The organism is Rhizobium sp. LjRoot254 (assembly GCF_964254105.1).
Classification (GTDB): domain Bacteria; phylum Pseudomonadota; class Alphaproteobacteria; order Rhizobiales; family Rhizobiaceae; genus Rhizobium_E.
Map to the genome: position 1 here is coordinate 3,945,408 of NZ_CAXUSM020000001.1, position 21,313 is coordinate 3,966,720.

At 59.3% G+C, this 21,313-nt stretch carries 22 protein-coding genes; 2 read left to right on the top strand and 20 right to left on the bottom strand.

The annotated features are described in order from the left end of the window. Positions 1–167: 167 nt before the first annotated feature. The 4 genes from ACSQ26_RS19430 to ACSQ26_RS19445 all read right to left on the bottom strand — a co-directional run bounded on the left by ACSQ26_RS19430 (position 168) and on the right by ACSQ26_RS19445 (position 4,174). Complete coding sequence (locus tag ACSQ26_RS19430; RefSeq protein WP_436011735.1) at positions 168–800, bottom strand: tyrosine-type recombinase/integrase; 633 nt, start codon at positions 798–800, stop codon at positions 168–170. Between the two features lie 301 nt (positions 801–1,101). After that, the gene (locus ACSQ26_RS19435) at positions 1,102–2,076 is read right to left on the bottom strand and encodes a Bug family tripartite tricarboxylate transporter substrate binding protein (protein ID WP_436011737.1); all 975 of its coding nucleotides are present in this window, start codon (positions 2,074–2,076) and stop codon (positions 1,102–1,104) included. Between the two features lie 477 nt (positions 2,077–2,553). Continuing rightward, the gene (locus ACSQ26_RS19440) at positions 2,554–3,591 is read right to left on the bottom strand and encodes a tyrosine-type recombinase/integrase (protein ID WP_436011739.1); all 1,038 of its coding nucleotides are present in this window, start codon (positions 3,589–3,591) and stop codon (positions 2,554–2,556) included. Beyond that, positions 3,581–4,174 (bottom strand): hypothetical protein, encoded by a 594-nt coding sequence (locus ACSQ26_RS19445; RefSeq protein ID WP_436011740.1) that lies wholly within the window; start codon positions 4,172–4,174, stop codon positions 3,581–3,583. Before ACSQ26_RS19445 ends, ACSQ26_RS19440 begins: the two co-directional genes overlap by 11 nt. 1,026 nt (positions 4,175–5,200) lie before the next feature. Here ACSQ26_RS19445 and ACSQ26_RS19450 point away from each other — a divergent pair. Continuing rightward, a complete protein-coding gene (locus ACSQ26_RS19450) occupies positions 5,201–5,662 on the top strand; it encodes a hypothetical protein (RefSeq protein ID WP_436011742.1) in 462 nt (153 codons plus the stop codon). Between the two features lie 759 nt (positions 5,663–6,421). On the opposite strand, the gene ACSQ26_RS19455 is transcribed toward ACSQ26_RS19450, so the two are convergent. From ACSQ26_RS19455 to ACSQ26_RS19480, 6 genes are all read right to left on the bottom strand, one after another. Beyond that, positions 6,422–6,649 carry a hypothetical protein gene (locus ACSQ26_RS19455; RefSeq protein WP_436011744.1) on the bottom strand — a complete coding sequence of 76 codons (228 nt, stop codon included), beginning with the start codon at positions 6,647–6,649 and terminating at the stop codon, positions 6,422–6,424. 75 nt (positions 6,650–6,724) lie between these two features. Next, entirely contained in the window at positions 6,725–7,441 is a 717-nt protein-coding gene (locus ACSQ26_RS19460; RefSeq protein ID WP_436011746.1) for a TfuA-like protein, read from the bottom strand. Beyond that, on the bottom strand, positions 7,438–8,610 hold the full coding sequence (locus ACSQ26_RS19465; protein ID WP_436011748.1) for a YcaO-like family protein: 1,173 nt from the start codon (positions 8,608–8,610) through the stop codon (positions 7,438–7,440). The genes ACSQ26_RS19460 and ACSQ26_RS19465 overlap by 4 nt, the downstream gene beginning before the upstream one ends. Positions 8,611–8,619: 9 nt before the next feature. Continuing rightward, positions 8,620–8,838, bottom strand: coding sequence for a hypothetical protein (locus ACSQ26_RS19470; RefSeq protein ID WP_436011750.1), 219 nt, complete (start codon positions 8,836–8,838; stop codon positions 8,620–8,622). A gap of 19 nt (positions 8,839–8,857) precedes the next feature. Further along, the gene (locus tag ACSQ26_RS19475) at positions 8,858–10,609 is read right to left on the bottom strand and encodes a hypothetical protein (RefSeq protein WP_436011752.1); all 1,752 of its coding nucleotides are present in this window, start codon (positions 10,607–10,609) and stop codon (positions 8,858–8,860) included. Between the two features lie 68 nt (positions 10,610–10,677). Next, on the bottom strand, positions 10,678–11,112 hold the full coding sequence (locus ACSQ26_RS19480; protein ID WP_436011754.1) for a helix-turn-helix domain-containing protein: 435 nt from the start codon (positions 11,110–11,112) through the stop codon (positions 10,678–10,680). A 496-nt stretch (positions 11,113–11,608) separates the two neighbouring features. On the opposite strand from ACSQ26_RS19480, the gene ACSQ26_RS19485 reads away from it, so the two are divergent. Next, positions 11,609–12,169 (top strand): GNAT family N-acetyltransferase, encoded by a 561-nt coding sequence (locus ACSQ26_RS19485; protein ID WP_436011756.1) that lies wholly within the window; start codon positions 11,609–11,611, stop codon positions 12,167–12,169. A gap of 108 nt (positions 12,170–12,277) precedes the next feature. Here ACSQ26_RS19485 and ACSQ26_RS19490 read toward each other — a convergent pair whose 3' ends face one another. The 10 genes from ACSQ26_RS19490 to ACSQ26_RS19535 form a co-directional block, all read right to left on the bottom strand. Then, positions 12,278–13,354, bottom strand: a complete 1,077-nt coding sequence (locus tag ACSQ26_RS19490; RefSeq protein WP_436011758.1) for an ABC transporter ATP-binding protein — start codon at positions 13,352–13,354, stop codon at positions 12,278–12,280. Then, positions 13,351–14,151: an ABC transporter permease gene (locus ACSQ26_RS19495; protein WP_436011760.1), complete on the bottom strand. Its 801-nt coding sequence runs from the start codon at positions 14,149–14,151 to the stop codon at positions 13,351–13,353. The genes ACSQ26_RS19490 and ACSQ26_RS19495 overlap by 4 nt, the downstream gene beginning before the upstream one ends. Positions 14,152–14,153: 2 nt before the next feature. Continuing rightward, positions 14,154–15,011, bottom strand: a complete 858-nt coding sequence (locus ACSQ26_RS19500) for an ABC transporter permease (RefSeq protein ID WP_436011762.1) — start codon at positions 15,009–15,011, stop codon at positions 14,154–14,156. An 81-nt stretch (positions 15,012–15,092) separates the two neighbouring features. Continuing rightward, the gene (locus ACSQ26_RS19505) at positions 15,093–16,103 is read right to left on the bottom strand and encodes an ABC transporter substrate-binding protein (RefSeq protein WP_436011764.1); all 1,011 of its coding nucleotides are present in this window, start codon (positions 16,101–16,103) and stop codon (positions 15,093–15,095) included. Between the two features lie 35 nt (positions 16,104–16,138). Next, positions 16,139–16,468, bottom strand: coding sequence for an NIPSNAP family protein (locus ACSQ26_RS19510; RefSeq protein ID WP_436011766.1), 330 nt, complete (start codon positions 16,466–16,468; stop codon positions 16,139–16,141). Positions 16,469–16,471: 3 nt separating this feature from the next. Next, positions 16,472–17,935, bottom strand: a complete 1,464-nt coding sequence (locus tag ACSQ26_RS19515; RefSeq protein ID WP_436011768.1) for an aldehyde dehydrogenase — start codon at positions 17,933–17,935, stop codon at positions 16,472–16,474. Between the two features lie 7 nt (positions 17,936–17,942). Beyond that, positions 17,943–18,980, bottom strand: a complete 1,038-nt coding sequence (locus ACSQ26_RS19520) for an LLM class flavin-dependent oxidoreductase (protein ID WP_436011770.1) — start codon at positions 18,978–18,980, stop codon at positions 17,943–17,945. Further along, positions 18,977–19,906: a flavin reductase gene (locus ACSQ26_RS19525; RefSeq protein WP_436011772.1), complete on the bottom strand. Its 930-nt coding sequence runs from the start codon at positions 19,904–19,906 to the stop codon at positions 18,977–18,979. The genes ACSQ26_RS19520 and ACSQ26_RS19525 overlap by 4 nt, the downstream gene beginning before the upstream one ends. Next, a complete protein-coding gene (locus ACSQ26_RS19530; protein ID WP_436011774.1) occupies positions 19,896–20,702 on the bottom strand; it encodes an alpha/beta fold hydrolase in 807 nt (268 codons plus the stop codon). Before ACSQ26_RS19530 ends, ACSQ26_RS19525 begins: the two co-directional genes overlap by 11 nt. After that, a complete protein-coding gene (locus ACSQ26_RS19535; protein WP_436011776.1) occupies positions 20,677–21,279 on the bottom strand; it encodes an amino acid synthesis family protein in 603 nt (200 codons plus the stop codon). The genes ACSQ26_RS19530 and ACSQ26_RS19535 overlap by 26 nt, the downstream gene beginning before the upstream one ends. Positions 21,280–21,313: the final 34 nt, after the last annotated feature.

Here is a 21,313-nt window from a genome sequence, read left to right on the forward strand (position 1 = left end):
TGATGCCTTGGGAGACCGGGCTCCTCCATCACAATGAAGACATTGCCGCTTGGGTAGCCGACCGGCAGCTTTCAGAACGACAAACCGAGTGGCCTAACGACCGATATGATGGCGCACAGCCGCTCTAGCCGATACGGTCGACCCCGCTCGATGCGGGCCGCACATTTTCAAATCTCCGTATGCTCCGCGAGTTCAAGGGCATCCTCGATGTCCACGCCCAAATACCTAACCGTGTTCTCAATCTTGGTATGTCCGAGCAGGATCTGGATCGCACGGAGATTGCCGGTGGCTTTGTAGATCATCGCTGCCTTTGTGCGTCGCAGCGAGTGCGTGCCGTAGTCTTCACGACGTAGCCCAATCGCAGTCACCCACTCATCGACCAATCGGGCATATTGGCGAGTGCTGAGATGATCGGCATGATCGACCCGGCTGGGGAAGGCGTAGTCATCAATTGTTCCGCCTCTTCGTTCGAGCCACGCAAGCAAACTTGCCCTGACGTCAGCCGTGATCTCAAACTGGACAGGACGTCCGGTTTTTTGCTGGATCACCATGGCGCGGGTTCGAACTTCCTGGCTTGTGACGAGGGTTCCGATCCTGATCTTAACCAGATCGCAGCCTCGTAGCTTGCTGTCGATCGCGAGATCGAACAACGCCCGGTCTCGGATGCGCCCCTCTCTATCGAGGAAGAAGCGAATTGCCCAAATCTGCCGCTGCTTTAGGGGCTTCTTTACGCCGACCTTCCGGCTGGAGTTCCATGCCGGGCGACCCAATGCGGTAGGATCATACTGTGCGATACCCATTTGAGTTCTCCTTTGGCCACCATTGGCCGTTGGAAAAACGTGCAAGTTCCAGATTCAAGTGGGTGTGAGAGGACGCACATCAAGCGGAGCCGCACGGATGCGCGAAACCATACAAGGTCTGATGTAGAAAAGTTCCAACGTAGACGGGGGCGATCCTTCTCTGCCGCCCCCAATGCACAGATTCGATATATAACATTCGCAACAAGCCATTAACCGCCACCAATGATGCCTTGCCCGGGCGCTTTTCGCGACGTTCTTGACAGGATCACGGACTACGCCGGCATGTCGGCGGCTTGACGCCTCAGTCGAGCTGGATGCCACTGCTCTTGACGATCGGAGCCCATTTGGCGAGCTCGGCCTTGACATGCTCGGACAACTGTTCCGGCGTTGAGCCGACGATCGTCGCACTAAACTCACCCATGCGGTCGACGACTTCAGGGTCCTGCAGCGCTTTCGCGGCGGCCTGCTGAAGAGTCGAAATAACCTCCGGCGGCGTACCTGCCGGTGCGAACAGGGCGTTCCAGCTGTAGGTTTCATAACCAGGAACCGTCTCCGCAATGGCGGGAACATCGGGGAAGGATGCGACACGCTCCTTCGTCGTTACGCCCAGGGCTCTCAGGCTTCCGCTCTTGATATGCCCTGATGACGACGGAAGATTATCGAACATCATGGGGACCTGATTGCCGAGCAGATCGGTGAGCGCAGGTCCCGACCCCTTGTAAGGAACGTGCTCCACGGTCACGCCTGTCATCGTCTTGAACAGCTCGCCGGAGAGATGGAGCGGCGTTCCGTTGCCCGAGGACGCATAGACGTATTTGTCAGGATTCTTCTTAAGCAGTGCGATCAGCTCATTGATGTCCTTGGCGGGGAACTGAGGGTTCACTACCAGCACATTCGGCACGATGACAAGCAGCGATACAGGTGCGAAATCCTTCTGGGGATCATAGGGCTTGGTTTTCAGAATCAGCGGGTTGAGGGCATGCGTCGCGACGGTTCCCATCAGAATGGTATAACCGTCAGGCTCTGCCCGCACGACTTGCGCAGCGCCGATATTGCCGCCGGCACCCCCGACATTCTCCACGATGATTTGCTGGCCAAGAAGGTTCGACATCTTGTCGGCCACGAGCCGGGCGACCAAATCTGTCGAGCCACCTGCCGCGAAGGGCACGACCATTTTGATGGTGCGCTCGGGGAAACTAGCGGCCCAGCTTGCCGAGGCCGATACGAGCAACGCCATCAGCGCAGCAAAGCCGAATATCTGCTTTCGAAAATTCATCCTTGTCCTCCTCCAAATATGAGCCTGTGGCGCACGACCAATGCACTTTGCCAGCATTACTTATAAGCCTGCGAAACGCCAGCAGTGCAACTTGGTTTCCTTGATCGGCGATCTCGTCCTAGGTCCTGACAAAGTCGGATGCGGTTAGCCCGACCGTCACCGCGTCACTCTTAAACGGTCCTGAAGTCCGTTGGAACGCGCTTTTGGCGGAGCTCCCCGTTCTCGGCATCCGGATGAGTTTAGGCGATCGGCAGGTTACAGGAGATGGCCTGGTAGTTCGAACGACGGGAATGGGGGCGCAAAGCGGAACCCATTCCGCTTCGGGGCCGGTGGCGGACAAGCAAGTTCCGTGATGCGGAAACTCATGCGAGCAACACCAACGTCCTGACCGGCCCATTGCCTCCGTCCCCGGACCAAAGCCGGCCTCGGCGTAGCCTCGTAGAAACGGATGATCACAGGTCGACCCGGAGGGCCGAACTACCGTGAAGCTGCACGTTGGACGGCCAATGAAAAACTTCGTCCGGCGAGACGCGATGCCGCTCTGACCACATAGTGCTTCTCTGTCATTTCAAACGAACGATGGCCCAAGAGGTCTCTCGACATACGAATATTCTTCGGATCTTCCACCGAAATGAACGTCGCTGCAGCATTGCGGAATCGATGCGGTGTGACTGCCACCCCTAATGCTTGCAGCGTGTGTTTCCTTAAGTACCGTCGAATCATTTTAGGGTTCATCGGCCTGTCGTGATAAAGCCACATGCAATTATGTGCTCGCGAGCCCTCGAAACTCGGGCGCACTATCCCCAAATAGAAATCGACATAAAGTGAAAGCCGCTCGGAAAGTTCGTAGTCCAACGCATGTCGCGTTTTGACGAGCCTACCTGGTACGTGGATGTTCCATTGCATTCCCACCTTTTCAAGGTGCTCCACGACGTCGATAGCTGCAAGATTACCGCGCCGCATCGGCGCTTCCACAAGTACGGCAATCATGAGTCCATCGCGGAATTTCGAATAATCCGTGCCGATCAGATGATTGGAAGCGTGGTAGTTATCGAGCACTTCATCCATCATTGATATGCCGACGGGATAGAGGTCGCTACTCAAGACGAAGTCGTGGCGCAAAGGCTCAGCACGAATTCTGAGAGCTGTGGCAATTTGCCCAAGCCAATCCCAGTCCGCAATTGGAGGACACATTGAGCGCATAACGTAGTAGAGCCTTTGTATCGCGATGGAGATACCGACTGGGCTCACATTGCGCGCCAGCTTGTCGTGGAACATCCTTATCGATGCACGTGTTACACGAACCGCCGGCGATAGGGACAGGAGTTCGCTGTCCAGACTGCCCATGAAGGCTCCATAGGCATATTCCAAATGCTTCACCGTGGCGGGTGAGAGCGAATTCTCCCTGGACGTATCCAGCCAATCGGTCGCAGGTGCAAACGCTTCCGCAAATTTCTTACGATCCTCTTTTGGCCAGCGAGCCATCGGCAGACCCCTGTTGAGTCTATCCGCCATTGCCTTCTCCTGTCTGCTTGCGACCCTTCGAGCGCGTCTGATGTTCCGAAAGCTTCTTTCCAAGGAGATCATTATGATGACGCTGGGCGCGCTTCACATTCAATCCAGCGTAATAGTTTGCCGTCGTCTGCAGCTTCTTATGACCAAGTAGCTGCTGCACCGAAACATGTGCTCCAGGCTCTTCATCGAGGACAATCTTCGCCGCCAGATGGCGGAACACATGAGGATTCATGGAGAAGCCGAGATACTTCTTCGTATAAAATTTGATCAAGTACCAAAGCATGCCATCGCTTTTGACACCTTCTTCTTCGTTGTTCGTAGCGAATACGTGGATCGGCTTCCGTCCCAGAACCTCGGACGCTATATCGTCACGATAAACCTGATACATCCGAGCAAGCTCGTCAGGGATGTCGAAATCCTGTGGCGTGCCAGACTTGTTCTCAGCACTCAAGACGGACAGCGTTGAAACGCCTCCCGGTCGCAAATAGACATGCTTTTCGAACTCGAGAGAAATCAGGTTGGCACGACGGATCACCTCTGGAGAGGGTGGGGCCATGAAAGCCGAGTTAATGACGGCGTTCAACGTTTCGACAGTCGCGCCTTGATGCTAAGAAGGTGTGTTGCATGGCTAATACCGTTCAGGTGCCCCCTGTGATGGCATGCCGGCCCGAGCGCAGGTGCGAAAGAGCCGTTTCTTATAGCCAAATGACAACCGGTTCGCAGTCGGGTTCGATTACCAATTTGATTGGAATGCCGACAAACTCGACAAGCATTTGCTGACCGTCAAGACGGCGTCCGAGTAAGTGGCGAATGCGAATATTAGCTGTGCAATATTCGAGGCACCCTGGTTCGGATTCGCAGGGTCCCCGGCAACTATTTTCCAGCGATGCTGAATTTGTTTTCTACCTCTCAAATCCTGCAAAGCCGAGATTTCCACCCCCTCAAACCCCCGTTGCTGAGATGCAGACTTTCCTGCATCCATTTACGAGGAATCTCACGAGCGCCGGGTCCAGTGGCAGCTTCCGTTTCTCAATCTATCGGCCGCAACGTCTGATGGTCGTGGCGAGATATCCCACATGGATTTCCGCGGCGACGCTGCTACGCACGTGTCTGTATTTTGGCGCCCACTTTTGAATCTTGAGGGCCCCTGCGGCCATGCAATTGCGGCACCGTATTCTCAGTAACAAACGACGAAAGTGGCCGTTATGGTCAGGCCTCCATGTGCCAACCTTTGCAGATATACGCTTCACAACTGCGTAACCGGGGAAGCATCAATACTTCGAGATATGAGAGCTCATCAAGCGATATTCAGTAGAATTATTTGAGATAGCGGGATATCTTAATTTGCGATCAGGTGATTTAAATTAAGATTCGCCTTCAAAATTCCATGTCTTATTTTTCAACATGCTTCATAGAATAAATTTATCTACTCTGACATTCTCTTTAGGATTCTTAAATGGTCGTATTTAACCTATTTTCTCAGATAATACTATTTACTTTCTTTCGACGTTGAATACGATACCAGAAATGACGTGAGGTGATGCGGCCGACGATTGCAATTCGGTGCGGCCCGAGGAACCGTAATGTTGCCCAACCTCAGAGGTCTGCAATGGAAGACATCTGCTCAAAATCCGAAATCCACGACGCCGTCATGCTCACAGGGGCAGTGGCGATCTTCGCGGCCGAGCCTATCAATGCCGCATACCTGAACCCAGAAAACAACGGCCTCAGACTGGTAACCGACACTGTCGAACGGGTCCTGCGGCAGATGACGACTTCACCGCAAATCCAGACGGCGATGGGCAATCTCGAATCACCGTCTGGCAAGCTGCTTGGTTTCGCTTACCATCCGAATAGCCGCCATTCAGCCAAGCACCTTTGTTCCGCGATCGAACCGTCGTTCGTCATCGACATTGATGAGCTGCAGTCTGAGTTGACTTATCTTATCAGGGCGACCGACGAGCAAATATTGGCGCTGAAGCGCCTCAATCTGCGCCCGCATGGTGCGTGCCAACTTCGCGTAAACCTTTTCGATCGCTTCTTGCTGTTTGAAGTTGTCGGCACGGAATAGCTTGCCGGCAAATTTCATGGCGAGGACATGGTTGGCAATGATTTGAGTGGCCATAATGCCCTCTAGTTCGTCCTTTGGGGCTGATTCCTACTAGAGCCGCGGCGATGATCTCGCTTCGTGCAATATCAACTTGCTCGCCCCTACTCCTTGCACCAGCGCCGTACTGTCTTCTCCGACCTGCCAATGGCATGGGCAGCACGCCGCACGTTTATGACCTCGTCGGGTCGGATGAGGATGGGCATGCGTGGCCGCTTTGGGGCCGGAAGCGGACCGTCCACGAATAGAATTCCCAACGAGATCGCGGGCATCTGTTTACTCGACGCCCAGTCTGGGATTGGTACAAAGCGGCATCGAAAGCTAGCGCCGACGATACGAATCCGGACAGGTGCGACCATTCTGGCAAACGCCTGGGCTTTTCGATCTTCGCGAGAACTTCGGGTTTGGCGCAGTCGGGAAGCCGGCTAGTTGCATCGTATCAATGAAGCGTTGACGCTCGACGTCACTCCAGCCGGGTTCGTTCACTATCAACTCGACGCTTAGAACGGGATGCGCCGCCATTGCACGTGAGACAAGCTCTACGGCTTCCGTCCGACGCCCCGCTGCGGCCAGCGCCCCTGCGTGCGCAGCCCAGCTCCAGCTCATCGAACTCTAAGGAGGCTTCGTCATTGCCGCAGCCAATCTCGACTGCGAGACCGAAAACAGCTGGTCGGGTGCTCGGCTCGCTACACCCGAAGCTTCTCGGTTATTTGGTCTTCGCCATTATTGGCAGGTAGCGGTGACTGGAAGAGGCGATGTGACGATCTGCATATCCGCGTCATCGGAGGCGCCCTGCAGTTCTCGAACGATTGCATCGAGAGTGTTCGCCAGGTGATGTTCGACATCCTTGGCTCCCAGGTCACGTGCTGCCGTCTGAGCATAAATAACGAGACGCGCGATGGCAGTCAGTTCCGATTCCCAGCTCGCTGCGCTTTGTACAATTGCATCCATTTGTTTAGCCCCCTCGATCAGAGGACTACAGATTAACGCAGACCACATCGGTGCGCGCGTGACACGACCGTGACACTACTCATGGAATAGTCCAAACTTCTCTCGCCAAAAAGGTGTTGTCTGGAACGTCCAGGCCACGGCCGGTGCAGCCACCGAATCTGGATTTCTCAGGCGTTCCACCAACGCAATCGCATCGCGACGCTTCTGGTCGATCTGCGCGATTGGAAGCAATCTGCCGAGTTCAAGTTTCCGAGGCGGAGCAAGGTCCTGGCAATTCTGGACAATCTTGACCCAAGTTCGCTCTTTGAAGAATACGTCCCTTGCACTTCGCTCGAGGCCATCTCCCTCATTGGGCGTGATCACCGTGTCGCTTCCAGCCTGGAGCAGCGTGGCCCTGACATTGACCATCGGCACCGTGAGGGGAAGGTAGTTCATCTCCGCGGGGGCATGAAGAAGCGCGACGTCCGCGTCGTCGATCACGGTCCCGTCACGGTATTCTTCAAAGATCCGACCAATACCGATCATGCCGTAGGTATGACATTCCGCCGCGCGGAGTGCCCCCATACTTGCCGCGCCAAGGATTTTCACGCCCCTTGAGAGACCGTAGAGAATCTCCTTGTGCCAGACGGGCGCGGTATATTCGAAGCCGCCATCGACGAGACCGATAATGGTCGCACCGTCATCAATGGCCGCCATGACGTCGCCTTGTGTTGCTGGAGGGCGAACGATTACTCCGGGATCCACGATCGAGGCGGCATCTGGAATGCTGGGGCCGACGAACAGGACCTTCATGCAAAGAGCGCCTTGGCGATGGCTCGGGATCCGAAGCGTTGACGCCGAGCGCCTTCCGGGTTCTCAAGTCCGGGGACCAAGACTTTGACGACGGCGAAGGGAAGATCCGGGTTGCTGAGGGAGAGTGCATACACGTCGTGGACGCCAACAGCGCGAAGTCGGTTCAAAACGCCGGTCGTGTCCAAGACCTCGCCTGCGTGGGGCCGAGCGATCTGGCGAGGTTCCGCATCAAACAAGCCACGGATACGCTCCGGCAACGGACGCTCGAAGACCTCCCGAAAGACATCGTCCCGCGCGCCACTGATATAGGTAAGACGCGACTGTGCGGCTTCGGTCAACGCCCTGACTGCCGCCGGCTCCGGCTCGGGATGGGTTCCGCAGCCATAGGTCACCTCGACAAACCGCGCCGAATTCGTCCTGATCTCGTGCGCCGGCCCGACAAGTGCGGCGAATGTCGGCACCTGGACATCGCTGGTTATGTCGAAGAGGCGAAGTTCCAAATCGGCCGCTGCCAGCTGCTGCTCCAGGCGCGTTACCTCTGAAGACCCAAGAATGGCGGGATCGATACACATCGATTGTTGCTGCGGAAGCTTGCGGAGCTGCCAGAGCGTGTGGGCGTCCCTTTCGATGCGCTCCATCAACGCGTGGTAGACCGCTTCCTCGACTGTGTTGCCGGACGCAAGTCCATCTGATGATTGCCAATAGCGGTTGTTTGGTCGCGTGCGATCGAGCGTCACGGCCTCATACGGCACGAACACGGTCTCGCCGGTCGACAGATCGGAACTGGCAACCCAGTCGATGATTTCATCGGCCGAAAGCAAATCCTGCCCGCGCGCGATGAGTTGAGGGAGCGGATCGGCACGAAGTCCCTCCCCTTCCAAAGCAGCCATGGACGCCGCTATGACGGGCACATGCGGATCGCATCCTACGGCACGCTCGAGCGCCTCCATCGTCGCCGATGTTCTGGCATCATCATCAGTGACGCCCTTTCCCTGGGCGACGACAATGGATTTAGCATTCGGCGTGTAGGCGCACCACACGGGAATCCCGACCTTGTCGAGCCCGGTATGCCGCGCAACACGTGTGATCCCAAAGCGTGCGAGATGCGGGCGCACCCTCTCAAAGGTCACGCCTGATGGGAAGAGCCGGTCGGCTGCCGAAACGCGCAATGCACTGACTTAGGTGTCAAACAAGCCCGAAAACGCAGAATCAGCCGCCTCTACCGCAATCGCCAGGTTGACATCCTTGATAACCGTGCCGCCCGCAGCTCTGATCTGTGTGATGGCGTCAAGCTGCGGCGACGGTGCGGGGTTGAGTGGCCGCACAGTGCCTGCATCAATATCCGCCAACCAGACCATGTCACTTCCAGGAAGACCGATCACAACAATCTTCGACATTTTTGTCCCCTCTTGTTCTTCAAAAACCTGCCTTCGACAGGCCTTCACGATAAAGATCCTTCTGCCATTGCTCCTTGACAGGGAGGACCGACAACCACAGTTCGAGGTCGAAATGTGGATTGAGTTCATGCGCCTTGCGCCGATGAAACCGTGCCTTGCGGCTGTTGCCCAGCATCGCCCAGCTGGCGGCCAGCAGACGTTGCGCTGAGCCGGGGCTCGCCATGCGATCGATATAGGAGATCGCCTCCTGAAAGTGCCCCAGGAAGTAACTCGCGCCCGCTGCGCTCCAGAAGTAGTCATCCGGGGCAATCGGGTTGAGCGAAATTGCCTTCTCGATTTTGCTCAAACCTTCTGATGGACGCGATGCGTGAACCAGCGAGTCCGCATAGCTATAGATTGCGTCCGCGAAGTGGGGGCTGAGCGCCTCTGCTCGATCGAGCGCCTCCAGGCTTTCATCGACGTCCCCAAGATAGAGTTTGGCAACGCCGAGCTCACGATAGGCGGAAGAGAGTTCTGGGTTCCCCTTGATCGCGAGCCTGGCACTCGCTTCCGCGGATGAAAGCAGGTTCCTGTCGCCGCGGGCCGTCAGCACCCATTCCATGGAATAGGTTCTGGCCAATGCCGCATAGGCTAGCGCGAAGGAACCATCCAGTCTCAGGGTGTCCTTGAACCCGCTACGTGCTCGACGGATTTCCGGCAGCGAAAGGCCTTTGAGATGACGGCTCGCCTTGAGGTAGGTGAGGTAGACCTCCGGGTTGGAACGAACGTCCGCGACGTCGGCTTCCATCTTCCGAAGTTCGGCCACGATCGCTCTGACAATCGAATTCGCAATGCTCCTGCGCAGTGTCACGTGATCATAAGGTAGCGGAAACCGCTCGGCCCAGATGATGCTGTCCGTCGGCAAGAAGATCATCTGGACGAAAAGGCCTTCATCGGAAAGCGCGGTGTCGATCACGTAGGTAATCGCGAATTTCTCGAGATGGGTGGCCTTGTCGGGCATCGCTCGGATTTTCTCGGCCGTGTAAGGAGCCACGACCGTGACCGAGCGGAGCGAGCAAAGACCCATGGTGATGTCTTCGATCAAGGCGGATGCAAGCGACGATAAAACCGAGCCATTGATAATCGGCGGCAGCAGCACCAGCCTGGGCAAATTGGTCGGGGGTGGCGCTGGCAGCCCGCCGCTGTCCATGGATATCAATGGACGAACCCGGAGATCTGGGGGGATTAGCGTCGGCTCGCCTCGCCCTTCGCGACGTGCCTCGACGAGGATTTCGCGGATCTTGCTCTCATCCGGATAGTGCTCGAGAAGCAGATAGGCGATCTCGACAATGTCGTTGAGGTGTCGTGACCGGGAGTTCGTTGCCCACACTTCGAACAAGGCCGTCTTGAGTTTGCGAAACAGCGTGTCGATCTGCTTGTTTCGCCAGACTGAAAATGCAATCGACGCGGGCGCTTGAAGAAATGCCTGTTTGAGGAGGCCCGACATAGACCTTAGATCGAAGGGTTTTGACGATTCGACGATCAGATCGACATCCGCATCCACCCTGTCCGGGCCGAGACATACGGCGTCAGACTGAAAAATGAGGGGAACACTCCAACCGTCGGCCGACAAACGCCGGATGCGTTCAATCATCTTGCGCAGGCTGGCCTGCGCCGCAGACTTATCACTTTCGCTCCATAGGAGACCTGCGATTTGATTGCGGGTTAACCGGCTCACGCCTTCCAAATGCATATAGGCCAGCAAAAGGAGGGCCTTCTCGGGAAGCGGCATGTCCCCACGCCCATCTTGCGAAAGTCTCAACTCTCCGAAGGTTTGTAGCCGCAGCATGGGAATTGCGATCAGACTTGAGCCAAGCCGTCCTCGCCCCCCGAAATGCCGTCCTCGTTTTTGGCAATCAACGTGACAAGCTGCACGACGCGCTGACGAACCTTCGTATTCTCGAGTTTGAGAAATGCACTATTGAGTTCGATGCCCTGGCGGCTGGACAGAAACGAGATGATGGCATCCTCACTGACACTGCCATTGGGTTGTGCCAGCAGCGAGGTATCTTCTCCAGCGAAAAAGTAGCTGACGGGGACACCGAGAAGCGTCGCGATGTGCTGCAGCCGGCTGGCCCCGACACGATTCGTGCCTTTTTCATATTTCTGGACCTGTTGGAACGTGATGCCTAGTCCCAGGGCCAGCTTTCCTTGTGACTGCCCCAGCATCATACGCCGTACGCGAATACGTGCGCCAACGTGGACGTCGATTGGATTGGGTCCATTCTTCGGCATGGCTGATCCTCCCCTTGGTTTTAGCCACTATGATGGAAGGGTGCATTCTTTGCAACTATCGCTTTAGATGACTATGGCGGTTGAGGCTTTTTTTGCCGTCGGCACGTCTTGTGCCGGAGCCGTGCGCGTCAATACTCGATAAAGCTGTCTCGCCAGACAATCGATCCGGTCGAATACGGGCTTTTCAGGGTGAAGGGATTAGAACCAACGACCCTGTTGTTACAAAAGCCCTCGGCCTCAAATGTTCCGGTAGCGGACATCGGCTCGGGTGTTTTGATGCACTAGACTGCGTCGTTCTGTGCCACCGGATCGCAGGAGACATGTCGTTCTGATCGTTACCCAGCAGGTTTAGGAGAATCCGAAGCCGCTGAGCCAGCAGCAGCCGGTATCGCTCCCACGCCATCCGGGTTACGATGCGGCGTTGAGAACGGGCGCGGGCGCCCCGTCGGACCACCTACGTCAGGAGGGCAGTGTGAAATCGCCAACAGTGAGAGTCATGGCCGCGACCGAGGAAGATCTGGCGGCCGAAACGGTCATGCTTGCGTTTGCAGCGGATCCCATGGCGCGATGGACCTGGCCGCGTGCACACCAGTACCTTGCGGCGATGCCGCGAATGATTCGCGCGTTCGGGAGCGGCGCCTTCTCTAACGGAAGCGCCTTCTGCACCGAGGGCTACGCCGGAACGGCGCTGTGGCTATCGCCCGGGGTACATTCCGACGAGGAAGGGCTCGGTGCGGTGCTCGAAAGCACGGTTGAGCACTCTCTTACCCCCGAAACCACCGCCATATTCGAGCAGATGGCCACGTATCACCCGACCGAACCACATTGGTACCTGCCCCTGATCGGCGTCGACCCGGCGCATCAAGGCAAAGGTCACGGCGATGCATTGATGGCGTACGCACTCGCGCGGTGCGACCGCGATCACGCGCCAGCCTATTTGGAGTCCTCGAACCCGCGCAACATTCCGTTTTACCGACGCTATGGCTTCGAACCACTCGGCGCGATCCAGGTCGGTTCGTCGCCGACGCTCGTTCCGATGCTGCGACGGCCGCTTTGAGCTTCGTGCGATCAGATAGTTTGTGGCGTAGCGGCGCCGAGCGCGCGGCAGGGCCGCGAGCGGAACATGGAACGGGCCGGCGAGACGTCTGCTGGCCGGCCGCGAGACCTATTTGAACGCGTGTGCGTCGCTGGGATTGAAGCTCATCGAAACCTTGTTGCCTGGCGCAAGTTCTGCCAGCGCGGCGTGTCCGAAGGGCAAGCGCACCGATATCGGCGCAACACCCTCGGGCTCGACGAGCACATGGATATTGTTGCCCAGAAACGTGATATCGCGCACCGTGCCGCCGAGGGAGCCGGGCTTCTCGCCCAGATGCAGGTTCATACGCTCCGGCCGCAGCAGGAGAGCGGCTTTGCCGCTGCCGGACAGTGCGCCATGTAGCGGTACGCCGTCGATCACTGTTCCGCCGGGCAGTGCGAGTTTCGCATGTTGTCCGTCGGAGGAAACCACATCAGCCTCGATGAAATTGCTGTCGCCGATGAAGCCCGCCACGAAACGGGTCGCCGGTGCCGCATAGAGTTCCGGGCCGGTGCCGATCTGGTCGATCTCGCCCTGGCTGAAGACGGCGATGCGGTCGGACAGGCGCAGTGCCTCCTCCTGGTCATGGGTCACGTAGAGGATGGTGACGCCGGTTTCCTGGTGAATGCGGCGAATTTCGAACTGTATTTCCTCGCGCAATTTCTTGTCGAGCGCCGAAAGCGGCTCGTCCATCAGCAGCACCGGCGGATTATAGACCAGCGCGCGGGCGAGTGCGACGCGCTGCTGCTGGCCGCCCGACATCAGTGCCGGCCTGCGGTCCTCGAAACCCTCGAGGCGCACGAGCTTCAGCGCGGCTTTCACGCGTTCGGCGACCTCCGCCTGCGGACGGCGGCGGATGCGGAGCGGGAAGGCCACGTTCTCGCCGACGGAGAGATGCGGGAAGAGCGTGTAGCGTTGGAACACCATGCCGATGCTGCGCTTGTGGGATGGGGTGGCCAGGATGCTCTTTCCCTTGAGCAGAATGTCGCCGTCGCTCGGATCCTGGAAGCCGGCGAGAATGTAGAGCGTGGTCGACTTGCCAGAGCCCGAGGGGCCGAGGAAGGTCATGAACTCGCCCTCGGCGATGTCCATCGTCACGTTCTCGACAGCCGTAACCGGGCCATAGACCTTGCGGATGCCGCGGATGCTGAGGAAGGCCTGGGTCATGATTTCTTTCCCTTGCGGAAGAGTGCGGCGAGAACCATCAGCAGGATGGTGAAGGCGATGAGCAGCGTGGAGGCTGCCGCGATGACAGGCGTGAGATCCTGGCGAAGCGTCGACCAGATCTTGACCGGCAGCGTCTGCAGTGTCGGGCTCGCCATGAAGATCGCCAGAACAACTTCGTCCCATGAGGCGAGGAAGGAGAAGATGGCCGCGCCGAAGATGCCATGACTGATGGCCGGCACGGTCACGCGCAGCCGTGCCTCCCAGGGATTGGCGCCGCACAGGATGGCGGCGTCCTCGATCGACCGGTCGAAGCCCTCGAGGGCATTTCCTATGGAGATGATCGAGAACGGCAGCGCGATCAACAGATGGGCGACGACGAAGGCGAATGTGGTGCCCGCAAGCCCGAGCCTGAGGAAGACCGCATAGAGCGCAACGGCCAGCACCACGACCGGAAGGATCATCGGCGTGAGGAAAAGTGCGCGCAATACGTCGCGGCCGAGGAACCTGCCCCTGTTGAGGCCAAGCGCGGCGAGAAAGCCGATAATGACGGAGAGAACGGTAACGATCGCGGCGATTTTGAGGCTCGTCAGTGCCGAATAGAACCAGCGCGGATCGGCGAACAGCTCCTCGTACCATTTGAAGGTCCATGATGGCGGCGGGAAGATCAGCCATTGTGACGAGCCAAAGGAGAGTGCCGCGATGAAGACGATCGGCAGGATCAGGAACAGACAGACCAGCACGGTCAGGCCGATGAGGAATCCGCGCAGCGCACCGAGCTTGTCGAAATCGAGCAGCATGGCTACCTCGCTTTATTGGGGTTGAAGTAGCGAAGCTGCACGGCGTAGAGCGTCAGCGTGACGACCAGCAGCACGAGTGCCGCGGCTCCACCCATGCCCCAGTTTACCAGCGACTGGACGAATTGCGCCACGAGTTCGGCCAGCATCATGTTGGAAGTCCCGCCGAGCAGCGCGGGCGTCACGAAATAGCCGAGCGACATGACGAAGACCATCAACGCGCCGGCTGCGATGCCGGGCATCGAGAGCGGCAGCAGCACGCGGGTGAAACATTGCAGCCGGTTGGCGCCGCAGAGAGCCGCCGCGCGCAGGATCGCCGGATCGATCGACCGGATCACGCCGATCAGCGGCAGGATCACGAAGGGCAGCATGATATAGGTCATGCCGATGGTTACGCCGACGAGATTGTTGACCAGCGGTAGAGGCTTGTCGATGACACCCAGGCCGATCAGCGTCTTGTTGATCACGCCGGTCCGTTGCAGCAAGACCATCCAGGCATATGTGCGGGCGAGCAAGTTGGTCCACATAGAGAGGATGATGATCGCCAGCACCAGTCGCGACCATTTCTCCGGCATGATCGCCAGAAGCCAGGCGACCGGATAGCCGATAGTGATGGAAATCGCTGTCACCACGCCCGCGACGATGAACGTGTTGAGAAAAATGCGGAGATAGGTGGTCGAGCCGAGCAGGGTCGCATAGTTCTGCATTCCCGGCTCCGGCTCCAGCACGCTGCGGAGGAGCAGCATCAGCACCGGCAGGATGAAGAAGAGGACGACGAGCAGAAAGGCCGGCACGAGGTAAGCGAGACTTCCGTCGCGCCTTGCCTTGCGGCCTTCTCCGCCGATTGCTGCAGTCTGTGCCATGTCCGATCGTCATCCATCGATTGTGCGCGGACCAGCTTGTGGCCGGTCCGCGCGTGCCTGGGAGGCTTGTCTGTCCTGATCCTATTGTGCCTGCCAGGCGTACCAGCGGGTGCCGATGTCGTCGCGATGCTGCGCCCAGTATGTCATGTCGGCATTGACCTGAGTATCGGCCTGCATGTCGGGTAGCGTCTGGCGCAATTCGCCGTCCATCAGGACATTCGCATCGAGGTTGATCGGCGCATAGCCGGTGGCGGTGGCGAAGTTGGCCTGCGCCTGGTCGCTGGTCGCATGCGCGATGAACTTCATCGCCGCTTCCTTGTTCTTGGTGCCCTTGGGCACGACGAGGGCATCGGCAGCCGTGATGTTGTTGGTCCAGGAAGTCTCGACCGTCACGCCGGTCTGGGCAAGCGCGGTCAGGCGGCCGTTCCAGAATGATCCGAACGGTGCTTCGGCGGAGGCCAACAACTGCTGCGACTGCGCACCGCTGTCCCACCAGATGATGTCGGCCTTGATCGTGTCGAGTTTCTTGAAGGCGCGGTCGAGGTCGAGCGGATAGAGCTTGTCGGCGGCAACGCCGTCGGCGAGCAATGCGGCCTCGATCACGCCCGGCGCCGACCACTTGTAGAAAGCACGCTTGCCGGGAAACTTTGCGGTGTCGAAAAGGTCGGCCCAGGTCTTGGGGCAGGCATCCACTGCGTCCTTGTTACAACCGATCACGAAGGAATAGTAGAAGCTGCCGACCGAATAGTCGGTGACGAAGCGGGGATCGAGCTTGGATTTGTCGATAAGCGAGAAGTCGAGCTTTTCGAGCAGCCCGGCGGTGCCGGCCTGCACGGCATAGTCGCCTTCAACGTCGACGACATCCCATGTGACGTTACCGGCTTCGACCATGGCCTTGATCTTGCCGTAGTCGGTCGGGCCATCCTGGGTGACGTTGATCTTGCTGTCAGCGGTGAAGCCTTCAGCCCAACTAGCCTTTTGGGCGTCCTGGGTGGTGCCGCCCCAGCTGGTGAACACCATGTCCTCGGCGCTTGCCGTGCCGGCGAAGCCGAGGGCTGCGGAGAGAAGTGCTGCTGCAATCCTGTTTTTCATGTTCCCTTTTCCTTGTTCTGGTGTCGTAGAGAGGTTCAGGCAGGCACATTTCCGCCGAGCGGCGAGAAGGCCGCCGGCGTCATGATCTTGTTGTCGGCGGTCACGATGAGATCGCGAATCCTGGGCAGGAAGGCTTGCCAATCCGGGTCGGTCGCCAGCCGCGCGCGGCGGGCCTGGCGGTCGTCGAGGCTTGGGAAGCCCCAGATGTGGACGATCTCGTTGACAGGCCCTATCTCCGAGATGAAGTATCCGACGAGATTGCCGAGATGCTTCTTCTGGATGGCGATGCCGTCGTCACCGACCACCTTGAGGTATTCGGGGATGGCGCCGTTCCTGAGTCTGTATGTGCGGATCTCATAGAACATGGCTCACCGCATCACGAAGGGATCGGGGAAAGGATCGTCGGAGGTCCGCAGCCAGACGGTCTTGGTCCTGGTATAGTCGAGCGCCGCAGCGAGCCCACCTTCTCGGCCATGACCTGATTGACCGTACCCGCCGAAAGGCGCGATCGGCGAGACGGCGCGATACGTGTTGACCCAGACGATGCCGGCGCGGATGCGCTTGATCATGCGGTGGGCGCGGGTGAGATTCTGGGTGAAGACGCCGGAAGCCAGGCCATAGGGCGTGGCATTGGCAAGTGTTGCGGCCTCGTCCTCGCTCGTGAATGAGACGACGGAGAGTACAGGCCCGAAGAGTTCGGTCTCGATGGAGGGCGAATTGACGCCGTCGCAATCAAGAATGGTCGGCTGGTAGTAGAAGCCCTCGCCCTCGGCAGCGCGGCCGCCGGTGATCAGCTTGGCTCCGGCGCTGATGGATGCCGCGACCACCCTCGCAATATGCTCGCGCTGGCGGCCCGTGCAGAGCGGGCCGACCTCCGTGGCCCTGTCGAGCGGCGCGCCGATGCGGATCGCCTCGGCCTTGGTTTTGAGCAGCGACAGGAACTGCTCCTTCACTGAAGCCTCGATGATCAGGCGAGAGCCCGCAACGCAGCTCTGGCCGGTGGCGGCGAAGATGCCCGCGACCTGGGCATTGGCCGCGCTTTCGAGATCCGCATCGGCAAAGACGATGAAGGGCGACTTGCCTCCGAGTTCCAGCGACGTGCTGGCGAGGTTTTCAGCCGAATTGCGCACCACCTGCGCGGCCGTACCGGGCCCACCGGTGAAGGCGATATGCGCCACGCCTGGATGGCGGGTCAGCGCGCCGCCGCAGGTCGGGCCGAAGCCGGTTATGACGTTGAGCACGCCCTTGGGGAAACCTGCCTCGTGGACCAGCCGGGCGAATTCGAGTAGCGGCGCGGGACCATCCTCGGACGCCTTGACCACCAGCGTGCAGCCCGCCGCGAGCGCCGGGCCGATCTTGACGGCCGCGAGGAACAACTGGCTGTTCCACGGCACGATCGCGGCGACCACGCCGATGGGTTCGCGGCGGGTCCAGACGTCCATGTCGGCCTTGTCGATCGAAAGCGTCGAACCCTCGATCTTGTCGGCGAGCCCGGCATAATAGCGGTAATAGTCCGCGACATAGGCAATCTGCGCCGATGTCTCGCGGATGATCTTGCCAGTGTCGCGGGTCTCGAGTTCGGCAAGCTTTGGGGCGTTGGCCTGCACGAGATCGGCCAGTCTGTAGAGCAGTTTTCCGCGCGCGGTGGCGGTCATCGCGGGCCAGACGCCGTGCCACAATGCCTGCTCGGCCGCTTTCACTGCGCGATCGACATCTGTCCCGCGCGCCTCCGGCATTGTCGCCCAGACTTTTCCCGTTGCCGGATCGATTGAGGCGAAACGGGCCGAACCATCCTCGAATGCGCCGTCTATATATTGTTCGAAGCTCTGCATGGCCGCCTCACCCGAAAGCCGGCATGACATCGGCGATGAAGCGTTCGAGCGACGCCTTCTTGCGCGCAAAGCTCATGCCGGTGTCGATCCAGAACGAATATTCGTCGTAGCCCTGTTCTTCATAGACCTTCAGGCGGTTGATGACCGTGTCGGCGTTGCCGATCGGCATGTTGGTGACCATCTTCTCCGGCAAGAGATTAGCGTTGCCTGCGAGTTCCTCGTCCGTCAGCTGTTGGATCAGCCCCTGATGGATCGGCCGCTCGTTCTTGAACCAGGCGAAGAAATAGTTGTAGTAGGTGCTGATTTCCTTCGCCGCCTGGGCGATGTCGGCCTCGTCGGAGCCGACATAAGTATGCTGCAACAGCATGATTTTTGGACGCTTGACGTCGAGTGCCTTCCCGCAGGCAGCATTGAAGCGCTCCATCAGGCTGGCAATCTCGGCCTCGCCATTGGCGAGCGGCGTGCACTGGACATTGCAGCCATTGGCCACGGCGAATTCGTGGCTGTTCGGATCGCGCGCCGCGACCCAGATCGGCGGATGCGGCTGCTGCAGAGGCTTCGGCGCCGAGGTCGTCGAGGGGAATTTCCAGAACTCGCCGTCGTGGGTATAGTCGCCCTGCCAGATGCCTTTCACCGCCGGGATCAGCTCGCGCATGCGCTGGCCGGCGCCCCAGGCGTCGAGGCCCGGCAGCAGCCGTTCATATTCGAAGCCATAGGCGCCGCGGGCGATGCCGATGTCGAGCCGGCCGCCGGAAATGATGTCAGTCATCGCCGCTTCGCCGGCAAGCTTGATCGGATGCCAGAAGGGCGCGATGACGGTGCCGGTGCCGAGGCGGACGTTCGTCGTGCGGCGTGCGAGATCGGCGATATTGACAAAGGGATTCGGCGCGATGGTGAAATCCATCGCATGGTGCTCGCCGGTCCAGATCGCGTGCATGCCGCCTTTGTCGGCGATCTCGCAGAGCGCGATGAACTCGTCATAGAGCGCCTTGTGGTTCTGGCTGGCGTCAAGCCTTTCCATGTGAACGAAAAGCGAGAATTTCATGCGTCACCTTTTGCGGCCACGGCGTGTACGCGGCCCTTGTCCTGATTGCCGAAATAGACGCCGAAATTGCCCAGCGTGCTCTCCTGAGCATAACGCTTTACGAGTTCCCTGACCGCGTTGTCAGCAATCTCGCCAAGCGGCGGCGCCTGAACAGGAAACAGGCGTCCGGAACGGATGTCGCCAGTGCCGAGATTCGCGCGATAGACGACGTGCTGGCGGTTGGTCTTGGTGTCTTCGTAGACGGAATAGAGCAACCCCGTGCTGAGCGCCGGCCCGACCGTCGCGGCGATGTGCTCTTCAAGCGTCTCCATGCCTTCGTCGTCCGCCTTCTGGACGAAAGGAAGCGTCCAGCCGCCCGTCTCATCAGGCACGAGCAGGATCTCGCCATCGCGTTCGGCCACGGCACCGAGCAACAGGCTGCCGTCGGCATTGGCGAGCAGGCTTTTCTCAGCAAGTGCGGGCGTGAAGTAGCCACCACGGGCGTAGCCGAGCCCGGTCTTGCCGCCGTTTTCGAAGCCTTCGATGCGGCCGATAAGGATGACGTGATCGCCCGCATCGATGTTTTCATGCATCGAGCAATCGAACCATGCAGCGACATCACCAAAGACCGGAGAGCCGAATGGCCCCTTCTGCCAGGCAACGGCGGCGAACCGGTCCTCGACCGGCCGGGCGAAGGTGTTGGAAACGTCCTTCTGATCCTCGGAGAGAACGTTGATGCCGAACCCCCTGCCGCCGGTCAGTGTCGCAAAATTGCGCGAGGTCTTGGCGAGGCAGACCAGCAACAGCGGGGGATCGAGCGAAACGCTCGTGAAGCTGTTGGCCGTAAAGCCGATGGGGTCGCCGTCCTCGTTGAAAGTGGTCACCACGGTCACGCCGGTCAGGAACGCGCCGAATGCGTCGCGCAGGGCTCTCGGATCAAATGTCATTTTTCACCTCCCGGCCGAGCCACCGGATGAGCGCCTCGTTCACCTCCAACGGCGCTGTGAGGTTCACCATGTGCCGGTGCCCCTCGATCACCACGGCCTCGCCCCGCGGAGCTGCGGCTGCCATTTCCCTCGCCATCTCGGCGGTCGAATTCAGGTCGCCGTCACCCGTCAGGAACAACGTCGGGCAGTTTACCTGCGGCCAGCAGTCGGAATAGACCGAATCACCGGTCGCGAATGCCTCATAGGCGGTTGCGTAGCCCGAGGGATCGACGACATCGAGGAGCGCATGCGTGAGCGCATAGGCCTCACTATCCTTCTCGTCGTCGGCAAACCACCGCGCCAGCGGCGCCTCGCGATCGAAGGCACCTGAAATGATCTCGTCGGCCCGCGCCTCCACGGCCCGCCGGGCAGCTTCGCTCCGACGGTAGACCCCACTCAGAAGCGCGACCCGCCTCACTTTCTCCTCGGCGGTCGCCGCCATGCCGGTTGCGATCAGCGCGCCCATCGAATGCCCGGCGACGTTCACCGGTCCGGTGGACAGTTCGTCGAGCGTCCTGTCGAACCACTCGACAAAGTGCGGCAGCTTCGCAGATGTGCTGAGTGGCGGCGTATCGCCATGACCCGGAAGATCCACGGCGACCACGCGGAAATCCTCCGCAAGCCGATCGATCTGCGGCGCCCAGGCCTCGATCCGCATGCCCACCCCGTGGATCAGCACGACCGTCTCATCGCCACGTCCGTGGTCGACATAGGCCGTGCTCGACCGAGTCCTAGACCGCTGCAGGGTTTGCAACATCGTGGCCCAGCTCCTTGAGGTCCTGATAACGGTCGCCGATCCTGTGATGCGGGCGGCCGCCGATGGATGCGCCCAGCGCCACCACGATTTCGTCGGCCGCCGGCGCGTCGGGAATGGCGCACTGGATCGTCAGGTAATGTGAGCGGCGGCCTTCATCGTTCTTGTCCATCAGCGGAATCATGATCGGCGCATTGGCCGGTCCGCGCGTGTTGCAGAAGGCGAGATAGGATTTGGCGCCCACGGCAGTGCGATAGTGATTGCCGAAGCGCAGCGTATGGATCAGCGCGGAGGCGTGCTCGATCTCGCCATCGAGGCCGACGACAGCGGACTTGCCATAGGCCTCGACGATATCGCCGGAGCCGGCGGTCTCAATGATCATTCTGGTCAGCAACGCGCCAAGCTCGGGCGCCACCGCGTTGATTTCGGGCTTCAGGTTCTCGACATAGCCGCGGCCTGCCCAAGGGTTCTTCACGACCGCCATGGCTGCAATCAGCTTGAGCGGCCTCGGCGCCTCCCTGCCGCCCTCGATAAGGGTGGTTTCCACGTGCAGAAGGGTTTTGCGTACGGTCGCCGCCACGGGAATTCTCCTGTCAACTTGTCTTGTTGTATGT

What these genes read in the sequence shown, in the direction of transcription:
- ACSQ26_RS19430 (WP_436011735.1), bottom strand. Translation starts at nt 800, where the DNA reads ATGGGTATCGCACAGTATGATCCTACCGCATTGGGTCGCCCGGCATGG.
- ACSQ26_RS19435 (WP_436011737.1), bottom strand. Translation starts at nt 2,076, where the DNA reads ATGAATTTTCGAAAGCAGATATTCGGCTTTGCTGCGCTGATGGCGTTG.
- ACSQ26_RS19440 (WP_436011739.1), bottom strand. Translation starts at nt 3,591, where the DNA reads ATGGCGGATAGACTCAACAGGGGTCTGCCGATGGCTCGCTGGCCAAAA.
- ACSQ26_RS19450 (WP_436011742.1), top strand. Translation starts at nt 5,201, where the DNA reads ATGGAAGACATCTGCTCAAAATCCGAAATCCACGACGCCGTCATGCTC.
- ACSQ26_RS19455 (WP_436011744.1), bottom strand. Translation starts at nt 6,649, where the DNA reads ATGGATGCAATTGTACAAAGCGCAGCGAGCTGGGAATCGGAACTGACT.
- ACSQ26_RS19460 (WP_436011746.1), bottom strand. Translation starts at nt 7,441, where the DNA reads ATGAAGGTCCTGTTCGTCGGCCCCAGCATTCCAGATGCCGCCTCGATC.
- ACSQ26_RS19470 (WP_436011750.1), bottom strand. Translation starts at nt 8,838, where the DNA reads ATGTCGAAGATTGTTGTGATCGGTCTTCCTGGAAGTGACATGGTCTGG.
- ACSQ26_RS19475 (WP_436011752.1), bottom strand. Translation starts at nt 10,609, where the DNA reads ATGCCGCTTCCCGAGAAGGCCCTCCTTTTGCTGGCCTATATGCATTTG.
- ACSQ26_RS19480 (WP_436011754.1), bottom strand. Translation starts at nt 11,112, where the DNA reads ATGCCGAAGAATGGACCCAATCCAATCGACGTCCACGTTGGCGCACGT.
- ACSQ26_RS19485 (WP_436011756.1), top strand. Translation starts at nt 11,609, where the DNA reads ATGGCCGCGACCGAGGAAGATCTGGCGGCCGAAACGGTCATGCTTGCG.
- ACSQ26_RS19490 (WP_436011758.1), bottom strand. Translation starts at nt 13,354, where the DNA reads ATGACCCAGGCCTTCCTCAGCATCCGCGGCATCCGCAAGGTCTATGGC.
- ACSQ26_RS19495 (WP_436011760.1), bottom strand. Translation starts at nt 14,151, where the DNA reads ATGCTGCTCGATTTCGACAAGCTCGGTGCGCTGCGCGGATTCCTCATC.
- ACSQ26_RS19500 (WP_436011762.1), bottom strand. Translation starts at nt 15,011, where the DNA reads ATGGCACAGACTGCAGCAATCGGCGGAGAAGGCCGCAAGGCAAGGCGC.
- ACSQ26_RS19505 (WP_436011764.1), bottom strand. Translation starts at nt 16,103, where the DNA reads ATGAAAAACAGGATTGCAGCAGCACTTCTCTCCGCAGCCCTCGGCTTC.
- ACSQ26_RS19510 (WP_436011766.1), bottom strand. Translation starts at nt 16,468, where the DNA reads ATGTTCTATGAGATCCGCACATACAGACTCAGGAACGGCGCCATCCCC.
- ACSQ26_RS19515 (WP_436011768.1), bottom strand. Translation starts at nt 17,935, where the DNA reads ATGCAGAGCTTCGAACAATATATAGACGGCGCATTCGAGGATGGTTCG.
- ACSQ26_RS19520 (WP_436011770.1), bottom strand. Translation starts at nt 18,980, where the DNA reads ATGAAATTCTCGCTTTTCGTTCACATGGAAAGGCTTGACGCCAGCCAG.
- ACSQ26_RS19525 (WP_436011772.1), bottom strand. Translation starts at nt 19,906, where the DNA reads ATGACATTTGATCCGAGAGCCCTGCGCGACGCATTCGGCGCGTTCCTG.
- ACSQ26_RS19530 (WP_436011774.1), bottom strand. Translation starts at nt 20,702, where the DNA reads ATGTTGCAAACCCTGCAGCGGTCTAGGACTCGGTCGAGCACGGCCTAT.